Below are 24670 nucleotides of genomic sequence, written 5' to 3'. Positions count from 1 at the left end.
TCAAGACGGCATTCGCTACGCAGCCAACCGGGCACACGGTGCAGTCATCGACAACCGTTTCGGGCCTGTTTCGTGTCGCTCACCAGAGCGGCCAGTCACCGCTTGTGGCCCAGCGGACCGCCACCACGGCGGCGGCGATGCTCCAGCCACCCGCCGTGACGATGGCGACCCCGGTGGCCACCCCCCGGTCACCGTGGCGCACCAGCACCAGGGCGGTGGCCCAGGCCAGCAGACCGGCGAACACCGTCCACCACGCGTAGCTGGCCACATCGGTGCCGAGCAGGCCGAACAGCAGCAGCCAACCGGCCGCCGCGCCGCCGCCGGAGGCGACACCACCGCCGGTGATCGGGTGCGGCTCGCGGTAGGTGGGCCGGGTCGGGGGCCCGGAGGGGAAGAGACCCGACGGGGTACGCGGCACCGGGCGGGCGGCACCGAAATCCGGGCCAGGATCGGGTCGGGCAATGGTCACCGTCGCTGCCCTCCCCTCACGCGTGCCGCTCGTCCCCACGGTACCGGCTCTGCCAGGATGACCGAATGTCCTCGCCGACGATCAGCCGCCGCGCTCGTCCGGCGTACCCGATCCTGCTGCTGCTCGCCCCGGTGCTGGCCGCCGGCTGCGCGACCACGCGGCCGGGGGTGCCACCCGACGGCGCCGCGCCGACGCCACCGGTGGTCTGGGCGACCGCCGACCAGCCGCCGTCCCAACCGCCCACGCCGACGGCGACCGACCCGGGCCGCCCGGTGCCGTCGTCGGCCAGGCCGTCGGCGACGGCACCCCGCACCGGGCTCAAGCATGTCTTCCCGGTACGCGCCGACAACGTCGACTATCACCCGACGCACGGGGCGTACCCGGCGACGGACCTGTTCGCCGACTGCGGCGAGCCGTTCGTGGCGGTGACCGACGGGACGGTGCTTGAGGTGAGTCGCGTGGACAGGTATTCCAAGCGTGGGCAGCAGGGGCCGGACAACGGCGGCCTGTCGGTCGCCCTGCTCGGCGACGACGGGGTGCGCTACTACGGCTCACACCTGAGCGTCGTGACCAGCGGCGTCGACGCCGGGGTGCGGGTCCGCGCCGGGCAGCAGCTCGGCAAGGTGGGCCGCACCGGCAACGCGAACAACGTGTGCCATGTGCACTTCGGCATCTCGCCGGCCTGCACGGGCAAGGACGGCTGGTGGATTCGGCGCGGGGTGATCTGGCCGGCGCGTTACCTGGACTCCTGGCGAGGCGGCGGCAATCGGGAGCCAGCCACCGAGGTGACCGCGTGGCAACGCAAGCACGGCTGCCCGAAGGCGCCCTGACATGGCCCGCGCGAGAGATCCCATCGCCGACCTGCGCCGGATCGCGTTCCTGTTGGAGCGGGCCAACGAGGCCACCTACCGGGTACGCGCGTTCCGGTCGGCGGCGAAGGCGCTCGCCGGCCTGTCTTCGGCCGAGCTGACCGAACGGGCCGGCAACGGCACGCTCACCGAGTTGGCCGGGGTCGGTGACGTCACGGCCCGCTGCGTGGCGGAGTCCCTCGCCGGTGAGGAGCCGGTCTACCTGCGCCGACTGGTGGCGACCGAGGGCAGCGATCTGGATGCCGAGGCCACGGCGCTGCGCGCCGCCCTTCGCGGCGACTGTCACACCCACTCGGACTGGTCCGACGGTGGCTCGCCGATCGAGGAGATGGCGCTGGCGGCGGTGGAGTTGGGCCACGAGTACGTGGTGCTGACCGACCACTCGCCCCGGCTGACGGTGGCCCGGGGGCTGACCGCGGCGCGGCTACGCCAGCAACTCGACCACGTGGCCCAGGTCAACGCGGCGCTGCCCGAGGGTTTCCGGATCCTCACCGGGATCGAGGTGGACATCCTCGCCGACGGTTCCCTGGACCAGGACGACGAGTTGCTGGCCCGGCTCGACGTGGTGGTCGGGTCGGTGCACAGCGGCCTGAAGGACGAGCGGTCGAAGATGACCCGCCGCATGCTGAAAGCCGTCGCCAACCCACACCTGGACATCCTCGGCCACGTCACCGGCCGGATGGTGTCGTCCCGCCCGGCCGGGGTGACCGGTCCGGGCGATCGGGGGCACCGCGCGCGTACCCGGGCAGAGAGCGACTTCGACGCGGACGCCGTCTTCGCCGCCTGCGCCGAGCACGACACCGCCGTCGAGATCAATTCTCGGCCGGAGCGGCAGGACCCGCCGAAGCGCCTGATCCGCCGCGCGTTGGAGGCCGGCTGCCGGTTCGCCATCAACACCGACGCGCACGCGCCCGGCCAACTCGACTGGCAACGGTTCGGCTGCGAGCGCGCCGCCCTCTGCGGCGTCCCCGCCGACCGCGTGATCAACACCTGGTCGGCAGAGCAGTTGGTGGCCTGGACGCACGATCGCCCCTGACCCCCGCGACGCGGCGGCCGGTCAGCGGCGGGCGGGCTCGGCGGCGGGTGCGGCGGGTGCGCCGACGCCGACCACCGGGCTGCTCCGGCGGCGACCGAACAGCCCCTGCGAGACCGCGACCCCGAGCAGCACGATCAGCGCGCCGACCGGTTGGTGCCAGTTGAGTCGCTCGTCGAGCGCCACGGCGCCGATCAGCACCGCGAAGATCGGGATCAGGTACGTGACGGTGGACGCCGTGCTCGCGCCGGCCAACCGGATGTTACGCATGTTGATCACGAACGCGAGCCCGGTGCCGAGCGCGCCGAGAGCCAGCACGCTTCCCACCACCCCCGGCGACAGCTCGGTGGGCAGCGGCGGCAGGCCCGCGACGATCGGGGTGACGATGGCCAGTTGCACGGCGGCGAGCAGCAGCTGCGCGGCGGACAGCGACAGACCTGAGTACGCGCTGCCAGCGACGAACCGCTTCTGGTACGGAATGGCGACGCCATAGCAGGCCGCCGCGCCGAAGCACATGAGCTGCCCGGTGAAGTGCGCCCCGCCGATGCCCTCCCAGACCCCGAGCACCACCAGCACCCCGACAAAGCCCAGCCCCAGCCCGACCGCACGGCGCACGGTCAGCCGCTCGGTGCGGAAGACGAGCACCGCCAGCGGCAGCACGATCAGCGGCGTGGTGGCGTTCCAGATGCCGGCCAGCATCGATTCGACCCGCTGCTCTCCGTAGCCGAAGAGGGTGAACGGCAACGCCACGCCGAACGCGGCGACAACGGCCAGGTGCGCCCAGACCCTGGGCTCGCGGGGCAGCCGGTCGCGCAGCACGGCGAGGACCACCAACAGGGTCAACGCGCCGGCGACCACTCGGTAGAGGGTGAGCTGGACCGGATGCAGCTCGGCCACCCCGACCTTGATGAAGAGGAAGCTGGCACCCCAGATCGCGGCGAGGGCGACGAAGCCGGGCAGCCAGGCGCGGACCGGCGCTTTGTCAGGAGTGGTATCGGTGGTCACCCCTGACACTCTGCCGTAACCGTACGACAAAGTCGCGGGCCTTTCGGCCGCCCCGCCGTACCGCAACTTGCGGCTTGAACACGACAAACGTCGGCGACACCAGGGTGGAATGGTCACGTAGGGTCGCAGCGTGGGACGAATTGATGAACTCGCCAACCGCTACGTGGCCGAGTGGGCTCCGTTGAGCCCGACCGGCGCGACCTTCGTCGGCATTGCCGGCCATGACGACCAGCTCGACGACCTCTCGCCCGACGGCTACCGGGCACGGGCGGACCTCACCCGCCGGACGCTCACCGAGCTGGAGGCGACCGAGCCGGAGACCGAATCGGAGCGGACCGCCCAGGAGGCTATGCAGGAACGACTCGGCCTGGACCTGGCCCGGTACGACGCCGGGGAGGTGACCAGCGAGGTCAGCGTGATCACCAGCGGGTTGCACGAGATCCGCATGGTGTTCGACCTGATGCCCAGCGCGACAAGCGACGAGCAGGCCAACATCGCCGCCCGGCTCAACGGCTTCGCCGGCGCGCTGGAGGGCTACAAGACCACCCTGCGCGAGGCGCTCGCCGCTGGTGAGGTCAGCTCGAAGGTGCAGCTGGTCGAGGTGGCCAAGCAGTGCGACATCTGGACCGACCCGACCGGGGACAACTTCTTCCACGGGCTGGTCGAGCGGCTGGGTGCGGAGGGCACGCTCGGCGCGGAGCTGCGTCGGGGTGCGGCGTCGGCGACCGCGGCGACCGCTGAGTTCGGTCAGTTCCTGCGTACCGAGTTGGCCCCGCACGGACGCGACAAGCAGGCCGCCGGTCGGGAGCGCTACGAGCTCGCCTCGCAGTACTTCCTCGGCGCCAAGATCGACCTGGACGAGACGTACGCCTGGGGCTTCGCGGAGTTGGCCCGCCTGGAGGCGGAGATGCGGGTCGTGGCCGGACGCATCGCCGGCTCCGGTGCCACGGTCGACGAGGCCGTTGTCAGGTTGGACGCCGACCCGGCCCGGACCATCCAGGGCAAGGAGGCATTCCGGGACTGGATGCAGGCGCTGGCCGACAAGGCGATCACCGAGCTTCACGGCACCCACTTCGACATCCCGGAGCAGGTGCGCCGCATCGAGTGCTGCCTCGCCCCGACCAGCGACGGCGCCATCTACTACACCGGCCCGAGTGAGGACTTCTCCCGTCCGGGCCGGATGTGGTGGGCGGTGCCGCAGGGCATCAGCGACTTCTCCACCTGGCGAGAGGTGACCACGGTCTACCACGAGGGCGTGCCGGGCCACCATCTCCAGGTGGCGCAGACCGCCGTCCGGGCCGACCTGCTCAACCGCTGGCAGCGGCTGCTCTGCTGGGTTTCCGGGCACGGTGAGGGCTGGGCGCTCTACTCGGAGCGGCTGATGGACGAGCTGGGCTATCTGGACGACCCGGGCGACAAGCTGGGCATGCTCGACGGCCAGGCGATGCGCGCGGCACGGGTGATCGTGGACATCGGCATGCACCTGGAGCTGGAGATCCCGAAGGACAACCCCTTCGGTTTCCACCCGGGCGAGCGGTGGACGCCCGAGCTGGGCTGGGAGTTCATGCGGGCGCACTGCCGGGTGCCGGACGAGAATCTGCGCTTCGAGCTGAACCGCTACCTGGGTTGGCCGGGGCAGGCACCGTCGTACAAGGTGGGTGAGCGAATCTGGCTCCAGGCCCGCGAGGACGCCAAGGCCCGCAAGGGCGCCGATTTCGACCTGCGGGAGTTCCACCGGCAGGCGTTGGACCTGGGTGCGCTGGGTCTCGACCCGCTGCGCCGGGCGCTGGCCCGGCTCTGACCGGGCCGCGGCTGCGCGCGTCGACGGTACGACGAGTCCGTCGCCGCGCGCAGCCGTGCGTCGAGCCGAGGCTGCTCGCGCGGCCGCGCGCTGAGGGTGGCCACGCAGCCGGGCGCTCAGCTAAGGGTGAGTGCCAATGCCGGGCGGGCGGTCAGCGTGTCACTCGTGACGTAGGCCAGGTCGATAGCCGGATCGGTGAACGTGATCGGAATGGGCGAGGTGACCGGGATGCCGTCCGGTAGCGGCAGATCCGGAGTCAGCGTGATCTTGATGCCGAGCAGTCGGCCGACGAACCGGGTCGCGTAGAAGGCCACGTCTCCCCGGACGGTCAACTGGTCGGTCGCGTACCGCTGGTTGCGCCCTTCGGGGCCGTCGGCGCGCAGCAGGAAGTCGGCGGTCACCGCCTCCCGCATGCTGAACTTCAGCACCTTGAGGTCGCCCTTGACGGTGTGCAGGTCCGTGATCCCCTCGAAGCGCAGCCCGGTCATCCGTACCGACGATCCGGTGAGCTTCGACGGTGTCTGCGCCACGGTCGGCAACGCCGGATCGGCGGCGATGCGCGGCAGCGGCTTGCCCGGCTGCACCGTTGCCGGCCGGTCGGGTGCCGTGGTGCCGGGCTTACCCGGGGTCGACTTGCCCGGGATCTGCGACGGGCAGTCGGCAGGCCCGGGGCGGGGCGTCGCGCTGCCGGTCGGCCGGGCTGCGGGCGTGCCGGTCGGGGTCACTGCCGGCGCGGCGGACCCCTCCCGGCGGCCACCGCTGAGCAGATCGCCGATTCCGTCCAGGATGTCGGTGATGACATTGCCGCCCCGCTCCGGGCTCCGGGTGGGCGTCGGCGTGGCCGCGCTGCGGGGAGGTGTCGGCGTGGCCGCGCTACGGGTGGGCATCGGGGTGCCGGTCCCGGGAGGGGTGGGACAGCCTGTCGAGGCCGGTCGGCTCGGCGCGGCCTGCACCGCTCGCGGCTGGCTGGCCAGCCCGATGGCCGCCAGGCCGAGGACCACGAGAGCGATGGCGAAGGCTCGCGGATCAGCGGAGCGGCCCGGCCAGTCGGGCGGCGCACCCTCGTCGGACTCCCGGGGCGCCGGATGCTCGACCCGCTCGACACCGCCCTGGTCCTCACCGGACCGACCAGTGCCGTCCTTTTCGGCGTCGGCCTGTTGCCGGGGTGGGGCGGGGCGGGTCGGCGTCCAGGCGAAGGCGAGCGCGCTGCCGACGATGCCGAGCAACAGACCGACGAAGAAGCCGCCGAGGTTGAGCCCGATCAGCGAGTACACCGCAGTGACCGCCGCGACGACCGAGTAGAACAGCCGCTGCGCCGGGGTGAACCAGAGCAGCAGGCCACAGGTCACCAGGATGACCGGGATCAGCAACGAGAGTAGGCCGGTCGCCCCGCTGCGAAAGCTGAGGCCGTTGAGGGTCATTCGGGTGGAGGCGAACATCTCCAACCCGGCCAGAGCGATGAGCAGTCCGCCCCAGAACGGTCGGCTGCGCCGCCAGCGGCGGAAGAACCGCCACGCCTGAGCCGGACCACCGGGCCGGGCGTGGGACGGGTTCGCGGTTGTCACGTACTCCTCCTGGCCGAGCGGGATCGGGGACCTGGGCCCGGCCCGCGGTGTCGACCACCGCGGGCCGGGGCTCACTCAGAAGCACTCCTTGCCCTTGGCGTCGTCACCCACATTGACCTTGAGCCTCAGGCCGACCAGGTTGAACGTGGCCGCCGTGGTGTAGCGAGACACCTGTTGCAGGTTGGTGATGGTGACGTGGTCGGAGTTCTGGCCGAACGAGCCGGCCTGCGCGGTCGGGTTCAGGTCGGTGGCGTCCCGGCCGATCTTGATGTTGGTGAAGGTCGCGTTGCCGTTCAACGAGTCCATCGCGATAAGCAGGTCCTTGGCGCGGGCGGGTTCCTTACCCTCGCCGGCGTTGATGGTGAGCACCACCGGCAGGCCCGGCAGGTCGGCGCGGACGGACTGGCAGAGGCTGTACAGCTCGGCGCTGCTGATCTCGGAGAGCGCGATCGGGTGGACCTGACCGGCCTTTCCGTCCTTGCCCTTCTCGCGGACGATGCCGCCGTACTGCTTGAAGCCGTCGCCCTCAAGGCGGTTGGCACCAATCTTGAACGTCTGCCCCGAGACCGTGATGTCGGAGGCGATCGCGCCGGTCGACATTCCGAACAGGATGGCGCCGGCGGCCGCCGTGGTGGGCACCATCATGGCGGCGAACCGCTTCCATCGGGTACGACCCTGACTGTCAAACCGATCCTGCACGGGTTCCTCCTCGGGTCGATGCGCACGAGTGACCGGTCCCGAACTGGCGGCCCACATCGGGGCCCGCCACCTGTTACCGGCTGGTAACCATCGGGCTTGATGGTGCACCCGCTGCGGCGCAGGTCACAACCCCCCGATTACCCAGCGGTAACACACGGCCAGCACCGCGGCGGCACAGCGTCACGTTGCGTTGAAGAATCGAGGCCCAGTGATCGCCAAATCAATCTCAAGGCCGACATTTAACCCAGCAAAACAACACAGAGTGACTTACCCATCGATGAATTACAAAAAGGTAACGAATGTAAAGGAGGCCGAGAGCGCGCGGCGCGATCTCGCATCGCGCGACCCTCCCTCAGGCACTGCCGGATGGCTATGCTCTGCGGCGTGCCGCTGATCGATTACTACGGCCCCCAGGGCTGGGGCAGCCAATCACCCCCGTTGCGGCAACGCCAACACGTCGCAACCGACCTGATCCTCTCCGCGCTGACCGCCGACTCGGCGAACCCGTCGACTGTTCTCGATGTCGGGTGCGGCGACGGCAGCTTTCTGGCCCATCTCGCGTCCGCTGCCCCCGAGCGGGACATCCGTTGGATCGGGGTCGACTACTCGGAGCACCAGCTCGCACGGGCCGCCGAACTGCCGTACGAGTTCCACCGCTGCGACCTCGACGACGGCCTGCCACTGCCGGACGGCTCGATCGATCTGGTGCACGCCGGCGAGGTGCTCGAGCACCTGTACGACCCCGACCACCTGCTTGAGGAGTGCGCGCGCGTGCTCCGGCCGGGCGGTCACCTCGTGCTGACCACGCCGAACCTGCAAGCCTGGTACAACAGAGCGCTCTTCCTGGCCGGCGTCCAGCCGATCTTCTACGAGACCTCCACACGGTCGACCGAGGTCGGCGCCGGAGCCCTGCGTCGCCTCAAGACCGACACCATGCCGGTCGGGCATCTGCGCCTGTTCAACCGCACCGCGCTGCTCGACCTGCTCCGCCGCGAAGGGTTCGAGCCGGTCACCCTGCGAGGCGCGGGGTTCCACGGGGTCCCGTCGAGCATGGCCTGGTTCGACACGGCCATGAGCCGCCGGCCCTCACTCGCCTCGATCCTCGTGGTGTCGGCCGTCAAGCGGTGAAAAGCAGTTCGGTGGGCCCGGCGAACCAGGCCCACCGAACAGGTGACTCAGGGGTCAGAGCGTCGCGGAACGCTCAGCCGCCGACCGCTGATCGGGCACCGTCTGCTCGGTGGAGTCGGCGGCGGTGTCCTCACCATCCCGGTCGGCCCGGTGGCTACCGCCCCGCTCCTCCTCGATCGGCTCGGCAGCGGCCTGCTCGGCGGCAGTGACCGGCTTGCCGGAGCCACGCAGAGCCAGCAGCATGCCGCCGACGATCGCCAGCAGACCGAGCACTCCGAGCGTGATCGGCCCCCAGAGGCGTACGAGCTGAATGGAGCTGGCGTTCTCCGCGGCGCGGTCGGCACTGGAGATCACAGTCGCCTCGTTGTAGCGGAAGTCGGCGTTCAGCAGCACCGTCGGTGCGCCCACGTCCGGCACCAGCACCTTGCGCGGCTGGTCGCGGACGTCCACGTACGAGCCGGTGACGGGCTCCACCCAGAACGTGCGCGTGTTGGTGTACATGAGTCGGGCCGTCGTGGCCCCGGGTGCGAAGCGTGCCAACAGCACCTTCAGGCTGCTTTCGGCCACCACCAACTGCGCCTCGGGGACGGTCTGCTCGAAGCGGTAGGCCTTCACCCCACGTACCTCGGTGACCTCTTTGAACTGCGCCGGGACCGTCTTGCGAATCTCGCGGTCGTAGACCGGGTAGTCCTTCTTTTCGGTGCCGAAGGGGAACTTGTAGACCTGACCCGCGTAGTTCGCGGGTTGGCCAGTGCCGTCATCGAGCCAGGCAGGATCCCACTTCGCGGCCGCACCACTAACGCGGTCAATGGCGAGTTCGGTGCTGTACTCGCTAATAATCTCGTTGTTGTCGACGCGTCGCACCGACTGGAACACGTCCCAGACAACGGCCTTGCCCTTGAGGTCGCCTGTCATCTTCTCGTCGGTGGTCTTGGGCTGCGGGACCACCTCCACAGTCGACCGGAGTCCACCCCGCTCGACGTTCGCCGCGCCTGCCTTGATCTGGAGGAACTCGGCGTCGGCCGCCTCGGCCACGGACTCCGACCGCTTCAGGTCGTACGGCAACTGACCGACCACGGGTGCGACGTACAGCGGCAGCCCCACAGCGGCGACGACCAGCAGGACGCCAAGTCCAAAAAGCGCGGCGCCGACAATCCTCTTCACAGCTCCTCCTTCGATGACAAGGCGAAAAGGCGCCAGCCAGCCAGGCGCTGAAGACATCGACGTCACGGGTGGACGCCTCTGGCATGGCGGCACGTTACTCTCCAGTCACCTCTCTCCGCGACCCCCGGGAAGCCCGATGTTTACTGCCCCATCCGCCCCTGCGCTTCCGCGTCTGCCGGCCCTCGACGGGGTGCGGGTAATCGGTGCGGTAGCGGTGATTGCCCAACACGTCGGGTTCATCACGGGCGTCACTACCCGGGAAAGCTGGGGCGGCTGGATCGCCATGATGGATTTCGCGGTAGCGCTCTTCTTCACGCTCTCGGGCTTCCTGCTCTTTCGTCCCTGGGCCCGTGCTGCCGCCACCGGTTCCGCGACGCCGGGTGCGCGGCGCTTCTACTGGAAGCGGGCCGTACGGATCCTGCCGGCATACTGGCTCGCGGTCGTCGTCTGCCTCACGGTGCTTCCAGAGCAGGGCGTCGCTCCGTTGGGCGACTGGCTGCGGCACCTCACCTTCGCCCAGATCTACGAGCACGCACAGATCCGGCCCGGCCTGGGTCAGACCTGGAGTCTCGCCACCGAAGTGGTGTTCTACCTGCTGCTGCCGTTGGCGGCGGCGGGTCTCGTCGGGAGGCGATGGAGACCCGTCCGCACGGTGACGCTCGCGGGTGTCGGCCTGGCGATCACGGTGGGCTGGATCGCCGCGATGGGAGCGGGCCTCCTGGACACCGGCCTGCACATCATGTGGTTCCCCTCGTACGCGCTGTGGTTCGCCGCGGGCATCGTGCTCGCCACGATCCATGTCGCGCTCCGGACGTCGACGGCACCCCGCTCGTGGCAGGTCTTCGATCAGCTCGGCTCCGCGCCACTGGCCTGTTGGAGCATCGCGCTCGGCCTGCTCGCCGTGGCCAGCACCTCGGTCACCGGGCCGCGGGGCGTCGCCGCCCCGACGGCCGGACAGTTCGCCGCGCAGCTCGGGCTCTACGCCGGTGTCGCGGTGATGATCTTGTTGCCCCTCGTGTTCGGCCCGACCACGCTGATGTCGCTGGCCCTCGGTAGCGCACCGATCCGCTGGCTCGGCACGCTCTCCTACGGAATGTTCCTGTGGCACCCGTTGGTGCTGGAGCTGATCTACCGCGTCGAAGGTCGCGCCTACTTCACCGGGAACCCGGTGCGGATCTATGCGCTCACCCTGACCGGCGCGATCGCGTTCGCGGCGGTCAGCTACTACGTCGTCGAGCGCCCGTTGCTGCGTTGGGGGTCGGCGACCGCGAAGCGACGTGCGGGCAGGGCGATCGAGCACCAGAGGGCGGTGACGGCGGCAAGCGCCGCCAGCTGAGGCGCCGCGGACGTGTGCGGCAGAGGATCGACGAGCGAGAGCCACCCCGCCGCACCGAAGCAGACGACCGGGAGCAGCCATGCCACCAGCCGACTGATCCGGCGGAGCCGCCGCAGTTCACTGCGGTGCAGGTACGGTGCGAGCAGCCCGGGGGCGACAAGAACCGCCGCTCCGACGACCGCCAGCACGGCCGCCCAGATTCCGCCGACGCTCAGCAACGCCGCAGCGCCGACGGCGCTCGGTAGCAGCCAGCCCCGCCGACGCCGTCCCGGCGCGGCCACGATCGACCTCGGCGGGCGGCGGGACGGAAGCACCGCAAGCAGCAGGACGATCCCGAGCAGCGCCGCACCCGCCACCAGTCCCACCCGGTAGGTGCCCTCCGGCGTGAAGCGGAGTACGACGTCCCCGCCGACGTCGGGGGGCAGCAACCAGCCCTGCTGCCATCCGTCCAGCACGATTGGCGTCAGTTTGTGCCCCGCCACGGTCGCCTGCCAACCAGGGTTCACGTTCTCCCGCACCGCGATGACGGTGCCGCCCGGGTTCGCGGCGACGTACAGCCGTCGCTCCGTCGCCGACCACCCGTCGACGCGTACGAGGCTCGGCAACGCGATCGGGCTGGTGCGGCCAGCCGGGTCCAGAACGAGCCTCGTCGGTACGGCCAGATCACTCCCGGCCGCCACCACCCGCAGCTCGCCCGCGCGCAACTCCAGTGGCTCCGACACCTTCTCGCCGCACGCCGTGGCCCGTACCTCCCGAAGTTCCAGCAGCTCCCGGCGGCTGGCCGTGATGGACGTCCGCAGTTGCCGGTCGGCGACCTGAAGTGTCGGCCCGCTGCCGCAGGGCAACGTGACGCGCTCGTCGAGATTCACTCCGATCGACTGACCCGCAGGCAGGGTGCTCACCTCGCCGATACCCAGCGGCAGCCGTTCGGACCTGCCCTTGTACGGGTCGAAGCTCTTCACGGAGGTGTTCGCACGGAAGAGAATCGTGACCTCGTCGGTGCGCAACGGCCGGTCGAACCTGACCAACCCGTCCTTGTCGACCGTGCCCGCGCGCACCCCACCGTCGCCGATGACTGTGACTCGCCAGGGGCGTGCACGGGCCACCGAATCCGCTGACGACAACCGCAGGCCGCTGATCGTGCGGGTGGTGAGCCAGTTGAGTTTCAACCACGGGCCCTCGTCCTCAGCGGCTGGCAGCCAGGCCGTCGCGGGATCCCCGTCGAGGACCGCGCCGGGTCGGGCCACCGGGTCGGGCACCGCACTGGACGAGGCGGTCGCCCGCGGCGGCAGCGTCAGCGGCCACGACTTCGCCACCTCCGCGTCGAGCAGTGCGCTGAGCTGCGGGCCGGCCTTCGGTCGCGCCCAGACCGTCGGCGTGTACGAGGCGCTCGCCGGCAGCACCACGGTCCGGTCGAGCTGACCACCGTCCTCGGACTCTCGGCCCACTCCGGACCCGCAACGTGGGACGTCGTCGACGAAGAAGCACGAGTCGGTGGTCGGCGCCGAGGTGAGCACCACTGTCGCGGGCCGCTCGGTGTCCGGGCCCTGCGGCGTGACCAGGGTCCGCGCCGCCTGCACGCCGGGGATCTCCAGTTCCGCGATGCCGACCCGCCCCTGACCGGTCCGGATCGGCCACGCCGCCTCGATGGTGACCCTGATCCGGGTGCTGGAGTGCACGCCAGGGAGCCGGACGGTCAACGTCGGTTCGAACGAGTCGACGGTGACCCGTTCCGGGCCGCTGCGCACGGTCACCTTCGTGGGCAGCATGTCCGCCTCCGTGTCGAACCGCAGCCGCACCTCAGAGACCTTCCTCGGCTCGGTGAGCTCGACCTCCAGCCACTGCCGGGTGGGGGCACTGGGGGCGGTGCGCCAGGAGGTCGCCGGGTCGCCATCGACCGCCGCGTACGGGAGGTGAGCCGGGCGGGATCCGCTCAGTGGGTGCGCCTGCGCCCAGGAGCTGGAGGCGGTGACCCCGTTGATCCCGACGTACCGCGCCACCGTGGCGTACCTGTCCCCCCAGGCCGGCAGGTAGTCACGCGCGACTCCGGCGAGCAGCGGCCGCTGGTCGGCTTCGGTGGTGGCCGACGCGTTGTCGTGCAGCAGTCCGAAGGTCACCTCCCGACGGCGCATGCCGTCGGTCAGCAGCACCGGGCCCAGGGCCTGACCGGTCGGCAGGTCGCCGGCGAGCACTGTGGGTGCCGCGTCGAGTCGGCGGGCCGCGGCGATGTCCAGCAGCGATTCCGGCCCGCCGACGACGGTCGAGATCGCCGTGGCGTCGTACGCGACGACGGGCTGCACCGCCTGCTGGACCTCGTACACCTCCAGCGCGCGGGTCGGCACGTCCAGGCCCTGGTCCCGGTAGCCGCCGAAGGCACTTTCGCCGCCGATCATCGGACCGAAGGAGGCGACCAGCCGCAGCCCGGGAGAGCGGTCGATGGCCTGCCGCGCCTGCACCGGGCGGGCGGCACGGGACGCACCGTAGTCGAGGTCCGACCGGAGCAGGACGTACCGCACTCCGGAGCGGGCGAGCAGCTCGGCCAGGCCGTCCGAACCAGTGCCGGTGCTCAGCACCGATTCGACGGCGTCGAGGAGCCTGATCGTTGCTGGCGGGGTGAGCGGGATCGAGTTGCGCACCGCCCAGGAGCTCTTCAGCAGGGGTTGGATAATCTCGTCGGCGGGGCTGCCCCAGTTGTAGTCGGGAAAGCGGGCGGCTGGCGCCACCAGTACGCGGTCGCGCCCGAGGTTGTCGTCCAGCCAGCTGCCTGCGGCCTGCCAGTAACCGGGAACGCTGTCGAAACTGCCCTTGATCGGCAGTTGACCAGCGAGGGCGGGGCTCGCGACGGCGGCGATTCCGGTCAGCGCCACGACCTTCACCACGATCGCGCGTTTCTGCGCGGAGTGCCATCGGCGGCCGGCCACCGCCGACGTACGGGACACCATGCCGAGCAGGTGCGCGAGGCCGAGGATCAGCGGTAGTCGCAGCACCACGTCGAACTTGTGCACGTTGCGCAGCGGTGCCCCCGCTCGGTCGAGGAAGGACCGTTGCGACTCGGCGAGGAGGCCGTCGACGGCGGCGACGTGCCCCATTCCGACCAGGGCGATGCCGACGAGCAGGCCGGTGATGAGGAAACGCCGGTGCGGCATCCCGCTGCGGGCCAGGCCGGCTAGGCCGAGAGCGGCGACCACGATGGTAGCGATGACCAGCGGGCCGTCGAGGGCGAGCTGGGCACCCGCACCCCAGGACCGGCCGTAGGCGAGCCAGTGCGACGTCCCGCGCATCGTCGTCACCAGGTCGGTGACCCGGGTGGTCACGGGGGCCGTCTCGATGTAGTCGAGGAACGGTGGACTGTACTTGCCGAGCAGCAGCAACGGCACCAACCACCAGGCGGTCGCGGCGGCGACCGCCACCCCCCAGGCGGCGACCGCGAGGAGCCGACGCCGCATCGGCCGCAGGGTCACCAGCCAGAGCACCGCCAACGGTACGACCGCCAGCACGGCCGTGGCGTTGACACCGCCAGCGCAGGCGACGGCCAGTGCGGACCAGGCGACGGCCCGGCGCAGCGAAGCGCCGTGGGCCAGTCCGATCAGGGGTACGAGCACCCACGGGGCGATCGCGCTGGGCCATGCCTCGACCGAGATCGGGCCGAGTTCGGTGACGATCCGGGGGGAGAGCGCGAACGCGACGCCCGCGATGATCCGGGCGGCCGGCGTGCCGATGGCCAGCCGCTCAGCCAGTTTGATGACCCCGATGCAGGCGACGCACATCAGCAGCGCCCACCAGAGTCGTTGCACCACCCAGGCGGGTACGCCGATGACATCGCCAGCTGCGAAGAATGGCCCCATCGGCCATAGATATCCGTACGCCTGGTTCTGTAGTTGGCCAAACGACCCCGCTGGATTCCAGACGTGCAATGCGCGTTCGAGCCATCCGACGGGATTTGTCGCAAGATCGACCTTGGTGTCCATCACGATCTTGCCGGGTTCCTGAAGGAACGCCAGCGCCGTCAGTGCGACGCAGACCGATGCCGCCCGCAATCGCCATACCGCCGAGGAAGCACCGTAGGGTGCCAACTCGCCCGCCGGTTGCGATGCCTCGCGCATTTTGTCTCTCCCGTCTACTGCCGGCCGCCTGGTGCACATCAGACCGACGCGTCGACCCATTGCGGGTTCGGACACGAGCGCCTTAAGGTGGCGCGATCGCGAACACTACTCGGCAGTAGGAGCAGCGGGTGCAGACCCTCGACGGCCCCGGACGGCACGTACTGTTCCTCAACTGGCGCGACACGCGCAATCCGGAAGGTGGAGGTTCGGAGGTCTATGTCGAGCGCATCGCCGAAGAGTTGATAGCGCACGGGCACCGCGCGACGCTATTGTGCGCCAACCATCCGGGTGCACCCCGCGAGGAGACGTCAGAACGCGGTTTACGGATCCTTCGGCGGGGCGGCCGACACACCGTTTACCTGCGGGCCGCGCTCGTCTATCTCGCCGGCCTGGTCGGGTTCGGCCCACTGCGTTCGCGATCGCTCGGCCGGCCCGACCTGATTGTCGACGTGTGCAACGGGCTGCCCTTCCTCACCCCGCTGTACGCGCGCTGCGCCATCGTCATCCTCGTGCACCACGTGCACCGTGAGCAGTGGCCGGTGGTCCTCGGGGCCTGGGGCGCCCGCATCGGATGGTGGATCGAGTCGAGCTTCGCGACGCGTGTCTACCGGCGCTGCCGCTACGTCACCGTCTCGTCCGCGACCCGCGATGAACTGGCATTTCTCGGAGTCGACCCGGGTCGTGTCACGGTGGTCTACAACGGCACTCCGGAATTGACGCCAGACACGGCTCCTCGCACCCCTTATCCCTCGCTCCTGGTGCTGTGCCGGCTCGTTCCACACAAGCGGGTGGAGATTGCCCTGGAGGCGGTGGCGCAGCTCGCTGCGGAATTCCCGACCGTACGGCTGACCATCGCGGGGCAGGGCTGGTGGGAAAGGCGACTACGCGAACTCGTGGACATACTGGACATCGGTGACCGAGTGCATTTCGCGGGTTTCGTGTCAGAGCCGGAGAAGCACGAATTGCTCTGCTCGACATGGGTCGCCCTGACCCCCTCCCGGAAAGAGGGATGGGGCCTGACGATAGTCGAGGCGGGAGCAGTTGGCACGCCGACCGTGGCATTTCACGAAGCGGGCGGTGTCACCGAGGCAATCGTCGCCGGGGAAACCGGACTACTCGCCCACGACACTGCTGACTTCGTCGCACAGGTGCGGAGCCTTCTGGCCGACGACGTGTTTCGCCTCGAAATGGGAAAGGCGGCACAGTCGCACGCTGCCGGCTTTACCTGGTCGGCATCGGGAAACCGTTTCGCCGACCTCGTGCGGGCCGTTACCGACAGCGGGCCGAAGCCGGCGGCTGGTTACCTGACGCCGTAGTGCTGGGGGTCGCCGTTGTCGTCGGAGGTGCTCGCCGCAGTGCCCGACGAGACGACGAGCTGCTGCGTCATGGCACCCAGCGCCACCACCGCCAGCACCGCACCGACCACCGCGGCCAGCATCAAGGTAAGCGGCTTCGGCATTGTGTACCCTCCTCCATCGATGAGCGTGGCGGCACGTTACCACGCGGTAGGGCGGCGCAACAGGCTCACGATCGCGAGCAGGAGCATCGCCAGGGCGCAGCAGAGGCTCAGGACCAGAGGCCAGCCGGCACGCTGCCCCGCGCCGGCCGGTGACACCGCCGGATTGCGATAGAGCGTCAACTCCTCGCCACTGTGGACGACCTGAAGCCCCTCCAGCACCTGCGGCGGAACCGTCCCTCCCGACCGGTGCTGCACCACCACCCACCGCAGGTCGCTGCCCGCCAGCGACCGCCGGTCGAGCAGCGATCTGCGGAGCTGCGCCACCCGAGGGCTCTCGCCGTCCACCGTCCGGTCACCGACGAGGAGGGCATCGTCCGTGACCACCTCCACCGGGAGGTAGCGCGCCAGCGGGTCGATCACCACAGTGCCGTGGTTCCACCGGTACGACCGGTACATGCTCATCGGTAACGAGAGGGTCGGGCCGGGCTCCTGGGCGACCGCCCGCGCGACGACACCCCACTCCTGCGGGTAGCGGACCGGTTGCAAGCGGCCGGCGGCGCCGTACGCCAGATCGGGGAGGACCGCGACCGGCAGCAGCACCAGCCCGACCAGGGCCAGGCGGTCCCCGGGCTGCTTCAGGCGCGCTGCCGCTCGCTCACCACCGAGCGCAGCGCAGAGCACCAGGCAGAGCACGTACGGGATGAGGAGCTTCTGACCGTCGCGGAGCAGGCCGGCACCGGGCACCTCCGCCACCAGCCAACGCAGGGCGGCCGCGCCGCCGGGCAGCGCCGCGAAGGCGGCACCCACGAACGCGCCGACGGACAGCACGCCCAGCCGGGTCGCCACACCCGTCGGTAGGCGGTCGCGCAGCACCGGAAAGCCGAGGGCGGCGAGGACGAGCAGCCCTGCCGTGACGACCGGCACGAGCAGAGCCCCACGACTGGCCGGAGTGGTAAGCGAGTTCCAGATCCCACCCGTGCCGGCGAGCGCGACGAGCGGGCCGCCCCAGTTCTCGGCCCGAGCGGCGAAGGCCGCCACACCATCGGGATCCGAACGACCACCGGCGGTTGTCACCGCGGCCGCGACCAGCCAGGGCAGGTTGAGCGCGGCCACCGCACCGAGCGCCGCGCCGCATGCCCGCCGGCCAGGGCCACCGCGACCCAGGAGAAGAACCGAGACAGTCGTCAGGGCCAGCAGGCCACCGGTGGGAGTGATCGCCGCGGCAGCAGCGGCCACAATCAACCGCGGCAGCGCCCCGGGTCGGCCCTCGCGCAACCCGATCGCGGCCCGGACCAGCCAGGGCAGTGCGGCGTACGCCAGCAGCAGACCCCACTGTCCCAGCAGCAGCCGCTCGGCCAGGAACGGCGTCCAGGCATACCCGACGGCCGCGACGAGGCGGGTCAGCTCACGTCGCGCCGGCACCAGTCGGCCGGCACCCACCACCGCGAACCAGATGATCGCGACGAGCGCGATCCGCTGCAGCAGCCAACCGGGCACCGCCAGGTTGAGCAGAGACACCACCGCGTCCTGCGGCACCGCACGCGGAAGCGCGTCACCCGGGGCGAACAGATTCCACCGCAGCGGCTGCCGAGGCACGAAGACCATGTCGTAGCGCAGCACGTAGCCCGGTCGGACCAGGGGCGCCAACACGAGGAGGGCGGTGACGGCGGCGGCGACGTGCAGGCGCAGCCGACCAGGCAGGTCAGCGCTTACGGAGGACAAGGACCAGGTTCCAGGTGAGAACCTCACGTACGCCAGGCACGCGGACGACTCCCTTGGCCCACGCCGGGAGGTAGCGCGGCAGGATGTCGACCACCTCCGCCTCGGACTGCTGCCGGGCCCAGCGGAGCATCTCGCCGACCGAGACGGCGTACATGCTCTCGCCGAAGACGTTCTTCGGCCGCCGACCCTGCTTGCGCTCATACCGCCGCGCCGCGCGGTGCCCGCCCAGGTAGTGCCAGGGCGACGTCTCGTGACCACCCCAGGGCGACAGCCAGTTGGTGAAGGACAGGAAGATCGTGCCACCAGGACGGGTCACCCGGAGCATCTCGTCGGCCATGGCGTACGGCTGCGGCACGTGTTCGAGCACGTTCGAGGAGAAGCAGACGTCGACCGTGCCGGTGCGAACGGGCATGTCGAGCGCACTACCCACCACACCGCCCGGCACGACCTCACCTCGCGCAGACATCTCGCCCGCGTCGCAGTCCACGCAGACGATCCGCGCGCCGGCCCGGGTGAGGGCCTCGGCGAAGTAGCCGGCACCCCCTCCGACGTCCAGGACCACGGCACCGGCCAGGTCGGCGTACGACTGAAGCTGGTCGACGGTGTCCTGCGCGAGCAGGCCGTAGAAGAAATCGGGATCGGTCTGCTCCACGCGAAACGCACGGAGCAGGCGCACCGATCGTGCCAGGTCGGCGCGGTGAGCACCGGGGAGCTTCACGCGTGGCTCCTATTTGTGGGCCAGGACGGGACGGGTTGTGGCGACGCCGGGGCGTCGTCCGTGAGACCCCGCCCGAGCCGGTCGCGCGGGGAGACGTTAGCCCCTCCACCGGGCGTAGTCGACCGGCCAGACGGCCCGACTAGCGGCCCACGCGGGCCCGCTCATCTCGGTACCCTGTGCGCTCCCGCCGGTGCCCACCCTTCCGGCACGACGGCGGGGAGAAGTGGAGTCAGACGGCCGGTATGAGAGGAACTACCGCACCGGTTTCCGACGCCGGCCGGATGGCGGCGACCGGCAGCGCCGTGATGGCCGCCGCGACCTTGACCAATGGGCTGGCCTATCTGGTGCCCATGCTCGGTGCCCGCCACCTCACCGCCGCCGACCTCGGAGCGCTGGCGACCGTGCAGGCTCTCGTCGCCATCGCCGGCGTCGCCGGCGCGGGTCTCCAGACCGCCGTCGCCGTGCACCGGGCACGTCACCCGCACACGTCGACCGCACGCGTCACCCTCGGCACGGCAGCTGTCACGGCCGGCATCCTGGTGGCCGCCATTCCCCTGATCGTCACAAGCCTGCACCTGCCGGTCGAGGTGGTGACCTTGCTGGTGGGCATGACGCTCCCCGTGGTCCTGGCCGCCGGATGGCTCGGCGAGTTGCAGGGGGACCAGCGTTTCCTGCGACTGGCGGTGGGGATGGGCGTGCTGGCCATCGGACGCTACGCCGGCGTGATCGGTGGGCTCGCCCTCGGCGCCGGCCTCGTCGGCTCGTTGCTGGCTGGTCTCGTCTGCTCGTACGTCGCTCTGCCGATCCTGCGCCTGGTCGCCGGGGCGGGGGCCGCTGGAATCGAGGCGCCACCGGCGGGACGCCGCGCGGCCGGCGGGTCGACGCTGGGTCTGCGGCAGGTCAGCACGGCCAGCAGCGCCACCCTGGCGATGCTTGTCGCGTCGTACGCCGACCTCATCCTGGCCCGGCAGCTGCTGACACCTGCGGAGTCCGGCGCCTATTCGGTCGGGACGGTGCTGACCAAGGGAGCGCTCTGGGCACCGCAGGTGGTCACCGTGCTGGCCCTGCCCCGGATGGCCCGCCTCGACGGCAGGACACGGCGAGCCGCCTGGGCCGTCGTCAGCGCGTGCGGCGGCGCACTCGTCCTCGGCGCGGCGCTGGCCGGCGGCCTCGCCTTCCGGCTCGCTGGCGGGCAGGATTACGCCGCACTCGGCGGATACGCACCGTTCTTCGCCGCCACCGGGGCCTTCTACGCTCTGGCCTTTGTGCTGATCAACGCGCAGATCGCGAGCGGGGCCCGCTGGCCATCGGTGCCGCTCTGGGTGGCGGCGGGCGGGCTCGTCTTCGTGGCGGTCTTCGTGGCACCGCACACCTTCGCCGGCATCATGTGGACCGCCACCACCGCTGCCGCGGCTGCCGCCCTCGCCCTGGCGGTCATCGTCCGCGCCTCGGCGCGGCGGCGAAACCCAACGGCGGGGCCGCAACCCGTCGCACCCCCGGACCTCGCTGGCCGGATCAGCTGACGTCCCTCTTGAACAGGACCGAATTGACGTATCGCGGCCGGGGGAACACGACCCGACGCGCGAAACTCTGGTGTACTCGCGCTATCGCGTCACGCTGATTGCCGCGGATGTCGAAGTCCGCGAGCGGCAACCATTCCCGCCCCGGCAGCACGTAGCCGCGGTAACCCCACCCGGTCAGCAGATCGATGATCGGGGCAACGGGTTGGACTCGCTCCTCGACCTCGACCAGCAGCACCGGGTCGTCCCGGTGAATCGTCTCGGCGGCGCCGTTCAACGTCGGCAGCTCGTGCCCCTCGACATCGATCTTCAGGAACCGCACGTCGCTGAGGCCCAGGCCGTCGATCGTCACGCGAGGGACGGTCACCGAGCGGCCGGATCCGTACTCCAGCGATGAGGTGCCCACTGCGGGTCCACTCTCCGGCAGGAACAACTCGGCGCTTCCCTCATGATCCGACGCCACCGCGCGGATGACCCGTACCTCGGGAAAGGCACGCACGATGCTTCGCGCCAGCTCCTCGTTCGGCTCGAAGGCGACGACCTGGTCGGCCAGCTTGCGCATACGGCGAGTCCATGGGCCGTACCAGGCGCCGACATCGAGGGCGGTGCCGCCCTTTGGCATGAATTCCGCCAGGCGTGCGAGCTCAGGCTCGACGCGCGGATAGACCGCGCGGATGGCGCCCGCCACCGCCCGATCGGGAAGCAGCGACGCCACGTGCGAACTCACCGCGGTCAGCAGACCTGTCGAAGACGGCATGGGCGCAAAGGCTAACTGTCATCGACGCCCCTGAACAGGGTGCGGAGCGCCGGCTCGCCACCGGTCACGCTTCTGCGGACAACCAGTCCGCCAGGAGACGGTGGTCGATCGCGTCCACCCGACCGAGCGGACGACCCGAGGCCACCCGATCCCGCAGCTCCGCCCGGGTGAACCAGCGCGCCTCCAGCAACTCCTCGCCGTCGACGCGTACCTCGTCGGATGTGGCGGTGGCCCGGAAACCCACCATCAGACCGGCGGGGAACGGCCACGCCTGCGACCCCTGGTAGGTCACGTCGGTGACGGTCACCCCCGCCTCCTCGGCCATCTCCCGACGGACCGCGTCCTCCAGGCTCTCGCCGACCTCGACGAAGCCGGCCAGCGTCGAGTACGCGTCCTCGGCCGCACCCGCGTGCCGGGCCAGCAGGCAGCGCCCCGGTCGGCCGGGCGCCTCGACCAACACGATGACCGCCGGCTCGATCCTTGGGAACAGCAGACGCCCGCACTCCCCACTGGTGCAGGTCCGCAGGTGCCCGCCACCGTCGGCGACGGCCGCCGCACCGCACGTCCCGCAGAAACGCTGCTGCCGGTGCCAGTGCAGCAAACCCCGGGCGTACGCCTGGACGGCCGCGTCGCCGGGTTCGAGCCGGCCGACCAGGCCCCGCACGTCGACGGAGCGCACCGCGCCGGCCATCTCGACGGCGGACCGCTCGGGGAGTGCGGACAGGTCCGCGGCGAACACCGCGACGTCCGCGTCGAGCCCCAGGAACACCGTGTCACTGGCGGCGGATCGGACCAGGGCGGCCCGCTCCGCGCTGAGCCGTACCGGCCCGTGGCCGTCGACGAGGCAGCGGTCCCGCCACATCGGCAGCACCACCGTGGTCGACTCGGCGAACAGCGCGTGCAACCGCGTCGAATCGGTACGCAGCGGGCCCGCCCGGTCCAGCCGACCGCCGCCGTACGCCAACGCCCGCTCCACAGTGCCCACCCGGCCACCGTGCCACGTCCCCGGTCCGCCGCAGACACCGCCCCCCGGCCAGCCACGACACGCCAAACGACACGCGGTAGCAGCGCCTGGTGGGCTCAGCCCACGAGGACGGCCGGACATTCGTTACCGTAGGTGCCTCCGGGAGGGAGGACCTCCCGCAGCACCCTGGCGATCGAGGTTCCAGTGACGCTGTACGGCGACAAGACTCCACCCGCCGACGACCGGCCCACCGTGCAGGTCACCGCGGTCAGTTGGCCGGACGACGGGCCTGAGCCGGTCACGACAGCCGCTCCTGGCGAGCCGGACGGCGATCCGCGTCGCCAGCGTCGGGTGCGGATGCTGCTCGCCGCCGGCGTCACCGGTGGTGTCCTCGCCGCCGTGGCAGGTGCCGGCGCCTGGGCGTACGCCGGAGATGTGCCCCGTGGCACCAGCGTGCTCGGCACCGAGCTGGGCGGCCGGAGCCGTGCCGACGCCGACCGGGAGTTGCGGGCGGCACTGGCCCGGCGGGCGGCAACGCTCGCCACACCGCTGAAGGTCACCGTCGACGGGCGCACCGCCGAGATCAACCCGGCCGACGTGGGGCTGACGGTCGACGTGCCGGCAACCGTCGCGGCAGCGGCCGAGGCCGAGGCGCACCCAGTCAGCCGGCTGGTCGGCTCCCGCACCGTCGAGCCGGTGGTCACCGTCGACGTGGGCCGGTTGGACGACGCGCTCCGCAAGGTGCTCGGCAACCAGGCCCAGGGGATGACCATGCCGGCGATCACCTACCAGGGCACCACGCCGAAGGTCGTACAGCCCAAGCCCGGCCTGGCTCTGGACCCGCAGCGCTCCGCCGAGGTGGTCCGCGCTGGCTGGCTGGCCGGCGCACCGATCACCGTGCCCCTGGTGGAGAGCCACCCGGCGACCACCCCGCAGGAGTTGGACCGGCTGGTCAGCGAGCTGGCGAAGCCGGCAGTCGCCGCTCCGGCCACCCTGCGTACCGACAAGGGTTCGGTGACGATCCCGCCCGCCGCAATCGCGAAGAGCCTGCGATTCAACGCCGACAAGACCGGCAAGCTCACCCCGTCGGTGGACGTCAAGCGGCTTCGGGCGGCGCTCGGCGACAAGCTGGCCACCATCGAGGTGCCGCCCAAAGACGCCACGATGACCATTTCTGGCGGCCGTCCCACCCCCACCGAGGGACAGTCCGGGCAGCAGCTGGACGCAGCGGCCCTCAGTCGGGACCTGCTGGCCGTGCTACCCAAGACGGAGGGCCGCGAGGTCACCGGCGAGTTGAAGTCGACGCCGCCGGCGCTGACCGGCGAGAAGCTCGCCGGCCTGGGCATCAAGGAGCGGGTGTCCACCTTCACCACCCGCTTCAGCGGCGGCATGGCGGCGCCGCGCAACCAGAACATCGCGATCATCGCGAAGAAGGTGGACGGCACGGTCGTGCTGCCCGGGAAGACGTTCTCGCTCAACGGTCACACCGGCGAGCGCGGCTACGCCCAGGGCTACAAGGACGCACCGGTCATCCTCGACGGCAAACTGGTGCCGGGCGTGGGCGGCGGCATCTCGCAGTTCACCACCACGCTCTTCAACGCGACCTACTACGCCGGCCTGGAGGACGTCGAGCACAAGCCGCACTCGTACTGGTTCGACAGGTACCCGGCGGTGATCGAGTCGACGATCATCTGGCCGAATCTGGACTTCAAGTTCCGCAACAACACCGAGCACGGCCTGCTCATCGACACGTCGTACACGTCCAGCTCGATCACCGTGTCGATCTGGAGCACCAAGATCTACGACAGCGTGAAGACGGAGTACGGGCCACGCCGCAACATCACCACGCCGAAGCAGGTCCACCTGGATCCCGGGCCCTCGTGCATCGAGACCAACGGCATCAACGGCTTCGCCCAGGACGCCTTCCGGGTCATCAAGAAGGGCGGCGTAGTGGTCAAGCGGGAGAAGTTCACCTGGCGCTACGCCGCGGAACCCCGCTATGTCTGCGGGCCGAAGACATCCTGAGGTCCTCATTCGCTCTCAGGGTCCGGCCCCCGGGGCCGGACCCGCCCGCCCGGACCGCCCGCTCGCTCGGTCACGCAACATCCTGGTTGTAGTGGTGTCGGCGCGTCAGTGAGGCCACTACAACATGGTTCGAGCGTGACCTTGGCGGCTTCGGGCGCGCCGAGCCCTCCAGGGGGCGTCGGACACTCCCGGGAGACCTGGGGGAGCCGGGTCGATTACGCAGGGACAAACGGGAACGCAGAATAGGCCACCCCCGGGTGGGGGTGGCCTATTCTGAAAAGTTGTCCGGCGGCGTCCTACTCTCCCACACCCTCACGAGTGCAGTACCATCGG

The 24670-nt window shown here is 70.6% G+C and carries 18 protein-coding genes and 2 pseudogenes; 8 read left to right on the top strand and 12 right to left on the bottom strand.

Annotated elements, in window-relative coordinates:
* Positions 1–79: 79 nt before the first annotated feature.
* On the bottom strand, positions 80–469 hold the full coding sequence (locus tag IF46_RS0119890; protein WP_030489857.1) for a hypothetical protein: 390 nt from the start codon (positions 467–469) through the stop codon (positions 80–82).
* Positions 470–534: 65 nt separating this feature from the next.
* Here IF46_RS0119890 and IF46_RS0119885 point away from each other — a divergent pair, with 65 nt between their 5' ends.
* Positions 535–1299: a M23 family metallopeptidase gene (locus tag IF46_RS0119885; protein WP_030489856.1), complete on the top strand. Its 765-nt coding sequence runs from the start codon at positions 535–537 to the stop codon at positions 1297–1299.
* Between the two features lies 1 nt (position 1300).
* Entirely contained in the window at positions 1301–2374 is a 1074-nt protein-coding gene (locus IF46_RS0119880) for a PHP domain-containing protein (RefSeq protein ID WP_030489855.1), read from the top strand.
* A 21-nt stretch (positions 2375–2395) separates the two neighbouring features.
* Here the strand turns inward: IF46_RS0119880 and IF46_RS0119875 are convergent, their stop codons facing one another.
* Positions 2396–3376 carry a DMT family transporter gene (locus IF46_RS0119875; RefSeq protein ID WP_051724025.1) on the bottom strand — a complete coding sequence of 327 codons (981 nt, stop codon included), beginning with the start codon at positions 3374–3376 and terminating at the stop codon, positions 2396–2398.
* Positions 3377–3506: 130 nt separating this feature from the next.
* On the opposite strand from IF46_RS0119875, the gene IF46_RS0119870 reads away from it, so the two are divergent.
* The gene (locus IF46_RS0119870) at positions 3507–5177 is read left to right on the top strand and encodes a DUF885 domain-containing protein (protein WP_030489853.1); all 1671 of its coding nucleotides are present in this window, start codon (positions 3507–3509) and stop codon (positions 5175–5177) included.
* Positions 5178–5293: 116 nt separating this feature from the next.
* On the opposite strand, the gene IF46_RS0119865 is transcribed toward IF46_RS0119870, so the two are convergent.
* Both IF46_RS0119865 and IF46_RS0119860 read right to left on the bottom strand, forming a co-directional pair.
* On the bottom strand, positions 5294–6742 hold the full coding sequence (locus tag IF46_RS0119865; RefSeq protein WP_030489852.1) for a DUF6114 domain-containing protein: 1449 nt from the start codon (positions 6740–6742) through the stop codon (positions 5294–5296).
* 75 nt (positions 6743–6817) lie between these two features.
* Positions 6818–7441: a DUF6230 family protein gene (locus IF46_RS0119860; RefSeq protein ID WP_030489851.1), complete on the bottom strand. Its 624-nt coding sequence runs from the start codon at positions 7439–7441 to the stop codon at positions 6818–6820.
* 384 nt (positions 7442–7825) lie between these two features.
* On the opposite strand from IF46_RS0119860, the gene IF46_RS0119855 reads away from it, so the two are divergent.
* Positions 7826–8569 carry a class I SAM-dependent methyltransferase gene (locus IF46_RS0119855; RefSeq protein WP_198041482.1) on the top strand — a complete coding sequence of 248 codons (744 nt, stop codon included), beginning with the start codon at positions 7826–7828 and terminating at the stop codon, positions 8567–8569.
* Between the two features lie 54 nt (positions 8570–8623).
* Here IF46_RS0119855 and IF46_RS0119850 read toward each other — a convergent pair whose 3' ends face one another.
* Positions 8624–9733, bottom strand: coding sequence for a DUF3068 domain-containing protein (locus tag IF46_RS0119850; protein WP_084597966.1), 1110 nt, complete (start codon positions 9731–9733; stop codon positions 8624–8626).
* Positions 9734–9869: 136 nt separating this feature from the next.
* Here IF46_RS0119850 and IF46_RS33860 point away from each other — a divergent pair, with 136 nt between their 5' ends.
* Entirely contained in the window at positions 9870–11069 is a 1200-nt protein-coding gene (locus IF46_RS33860) for an acyltransferase family protein (RefSeq protein WP_157563204.1), read from the top strand.
* Here the strand turns inward: IF46_RS33860 and IF46_RS35750 are convergent.
* Together IF46_RS35750 and IF46_RS35745 are read right to left on the bottom strand one after the other, a co-directional pair.
* A pseudogene (locus tag IF46_RS35750) lies at positions 10958–12337 on the bottom strand (discoidin domain-containing protein); the annotation flags it as partial. The gene IF46_RS33860 and the pseudogene IF46_RS35750 overlap by 112 nt on opposite strands.
* A gap of 129 nt (positions 12338–12466) precedes the next feature.
* Positions 12467–15211 (bottom strand): annotated as a pseudogene (locus tag IF46_RS35745) (alpha-(1->3)-arabinofuranosyltransferase); the annotation flags it as partial.
* Positions 15212–15300: 89 nt separating this feature from the next.
* Between IF46_RS35745 and IF46_RS0119835 the strand changes: the two are divergent.
* Positions 15301–16488, top strand: coding sequence for a glycosyltransferase family 4 protein (locus tag IF46_RS0119835; RefSeq protein ID WP_030489846.1), 1188 nt, complete (start codon positions 15301–15303; stop codon positions 16486–16488).
* On the opposite strand, the gene IF46_RS34475 is transcribed toward IF46_RS0119835, so the two are convergent.
* The 3 genes from IF46_RS34475 to IF46_RS0119820 are packed head-to-tail and all read right to left on the bottom strand — an operon-like array spanning position 16473 to position 19071.
* Positions 16473–16631: a hypothetical protein gene (locus tag IF46_RS34475; RefSeq protein WP_157563198.1), complete on the bottom strand. Its 159-nt coding sequence runs from the start codon at positions 16629–16631 to the stop codon at positions 16473–16475. The two genes, IF46_RS0119835 and IF46_RS34475, sit on opposite strands and share 16 nt — an antisense overlap.
* Positions 16632–16667: 36 nt before the next feature.
* Positions 16668–18353 carry a hypothetical protein gene (locus IF46_RS0119825; RefSeq protein ID WP_030489845.1) on the bottom strand — a complete coding sequence of 562 codons (1686 nt, stop codon included), beginning with the start codon at positions 18351–18353 and terminating at the stop codon, positions 16668–16670.
* Complete coding sequence (locus IF46_RS0119820) at positions 18334–19071, bottom strand: methyltransferase domain-containing protein (RefSeq protein WP_030489844.1); 738 nt, start codon at positions 19069–19071, stop codon at positions 18334–18336. The genes IF46_RS0119825 and IF46_RS0119820 overlap by 20 nt, the downstream gene beginning before the upstream one ends.
* A 242-nt stretch (positions 19072–19313) precedes the next feature.
* On the opposite strand from IF46_RS0119820, the gene IF46_RS0119815 reads away from it, so the two are divergent.
* Positions 19314–20594, top strand: a complete 1281-nt coding sequence (locus IF46_RS0119815; RefSeq protein WP_051724023.1) for a hypothetical protein — start codon at positions 19314–19316, stop codon at positions 20592–20594.
* Here IF46_RS0119815 and IF46_RS0119810 read toward each other — a convergent pair.
* Both IF46_RS0119810 and nudC read right to left on the bottom strand, forming a co-directional pair.
* Positions 20587–21306 (bottom strand): FkbM family methyltransferase, encoded by a 720-nt coding sequence (locus IF46_RS0119810; RefSeq protein ID WP_198041480.1) that lies wholly within the window; start codon positions 21304–21306, stop codon positions 20587–20589. The two genes, IF46_RS0119815 and IF46_RS0119810, sit on opposite strands and share 8 nt — an antisense overlap.
* 106 nt (positions 21307–21412) lie before the next feature.
* Positions 21413–22432 (bottom strand): NAD(+) diphosphatase, encoded by a 1020-nt coding sequence (gene nudC, locus IF46_RS0119805; protein ID WP_420063581.1) that lies wholly within the window; start codon positions 22430–22432, stop codon positions 21413–21415.
* Between the two features lie 84 nt (positions 22433–22516).
* Here nudC and IF46_RS0119800 point away from each other — a divergent pair, with 84 nt between their 5' ends.
* The gene (locus IF46_RS0119800) at positions 22517–24337 is read left to right on the top strand and encodes a VanW family protein (RefSeq protein ID WP_030489840.1); all 1821 of its coding nucleotides are present in this window, start codon (positions 22517–22519) and stop codon (positions 24335–24337) included.
* The last annotated feature ends 333 nt before the right edge of the window (positions 24338–24670 follow it).

Origin of the sequence: Micromonospora chokoriensis, from assembly GCF_000718555.1 — a bacterium.
Taxonomy (GTDB): Bacteria; Actinomycetota; Actinomycetes; order Mycobacteriales; family Micromonosporaceae; genus Micromonospora; species Micromonospora chokoriensis_B.
Note: the sequence above shows the minus strand (reverse complement) of the source record. Positions and strands in the feature narration are given on the sequence as shown.

Coding starts and splice junctions, on each gene's coding strand:
- IF46_RS0119880 (WP_030489855.1), top strand. CDS start 1,301: ATGGCCCGCGCGAGAGATCCCATCGCCGACCTGCGCCGGATCGCGTTC.
- IF46_RS33860 (WP_157563204.1), top strand. CDS start 9,870: ATGTTTACTGCCCCATCCGCCCCTGCGCTTCCGCGTCTGCCGGCCCTC.
- IF46_RS0119815 (WP_051724023.1), top strand. CDS start 19,314: ATGAGAGGAACTACCGCACCGGTTTCCGACGCCGGCCGGATGGCGGCG.
- IF46_RS0119885 (WP_030489856.1), top strand. CDS start 535: ATGTCCTCGCCGACGATCAGCCGCCGCGCTCGTCCGGCGTACCCGATC.
- IF46_RS34475 (WP_157563198.1), bottom strand. CDS start 16,631: ATGCCGAAGCCGCTTACCTTGATGCTGGCCGCGGTGGTCGGTGCGGTG.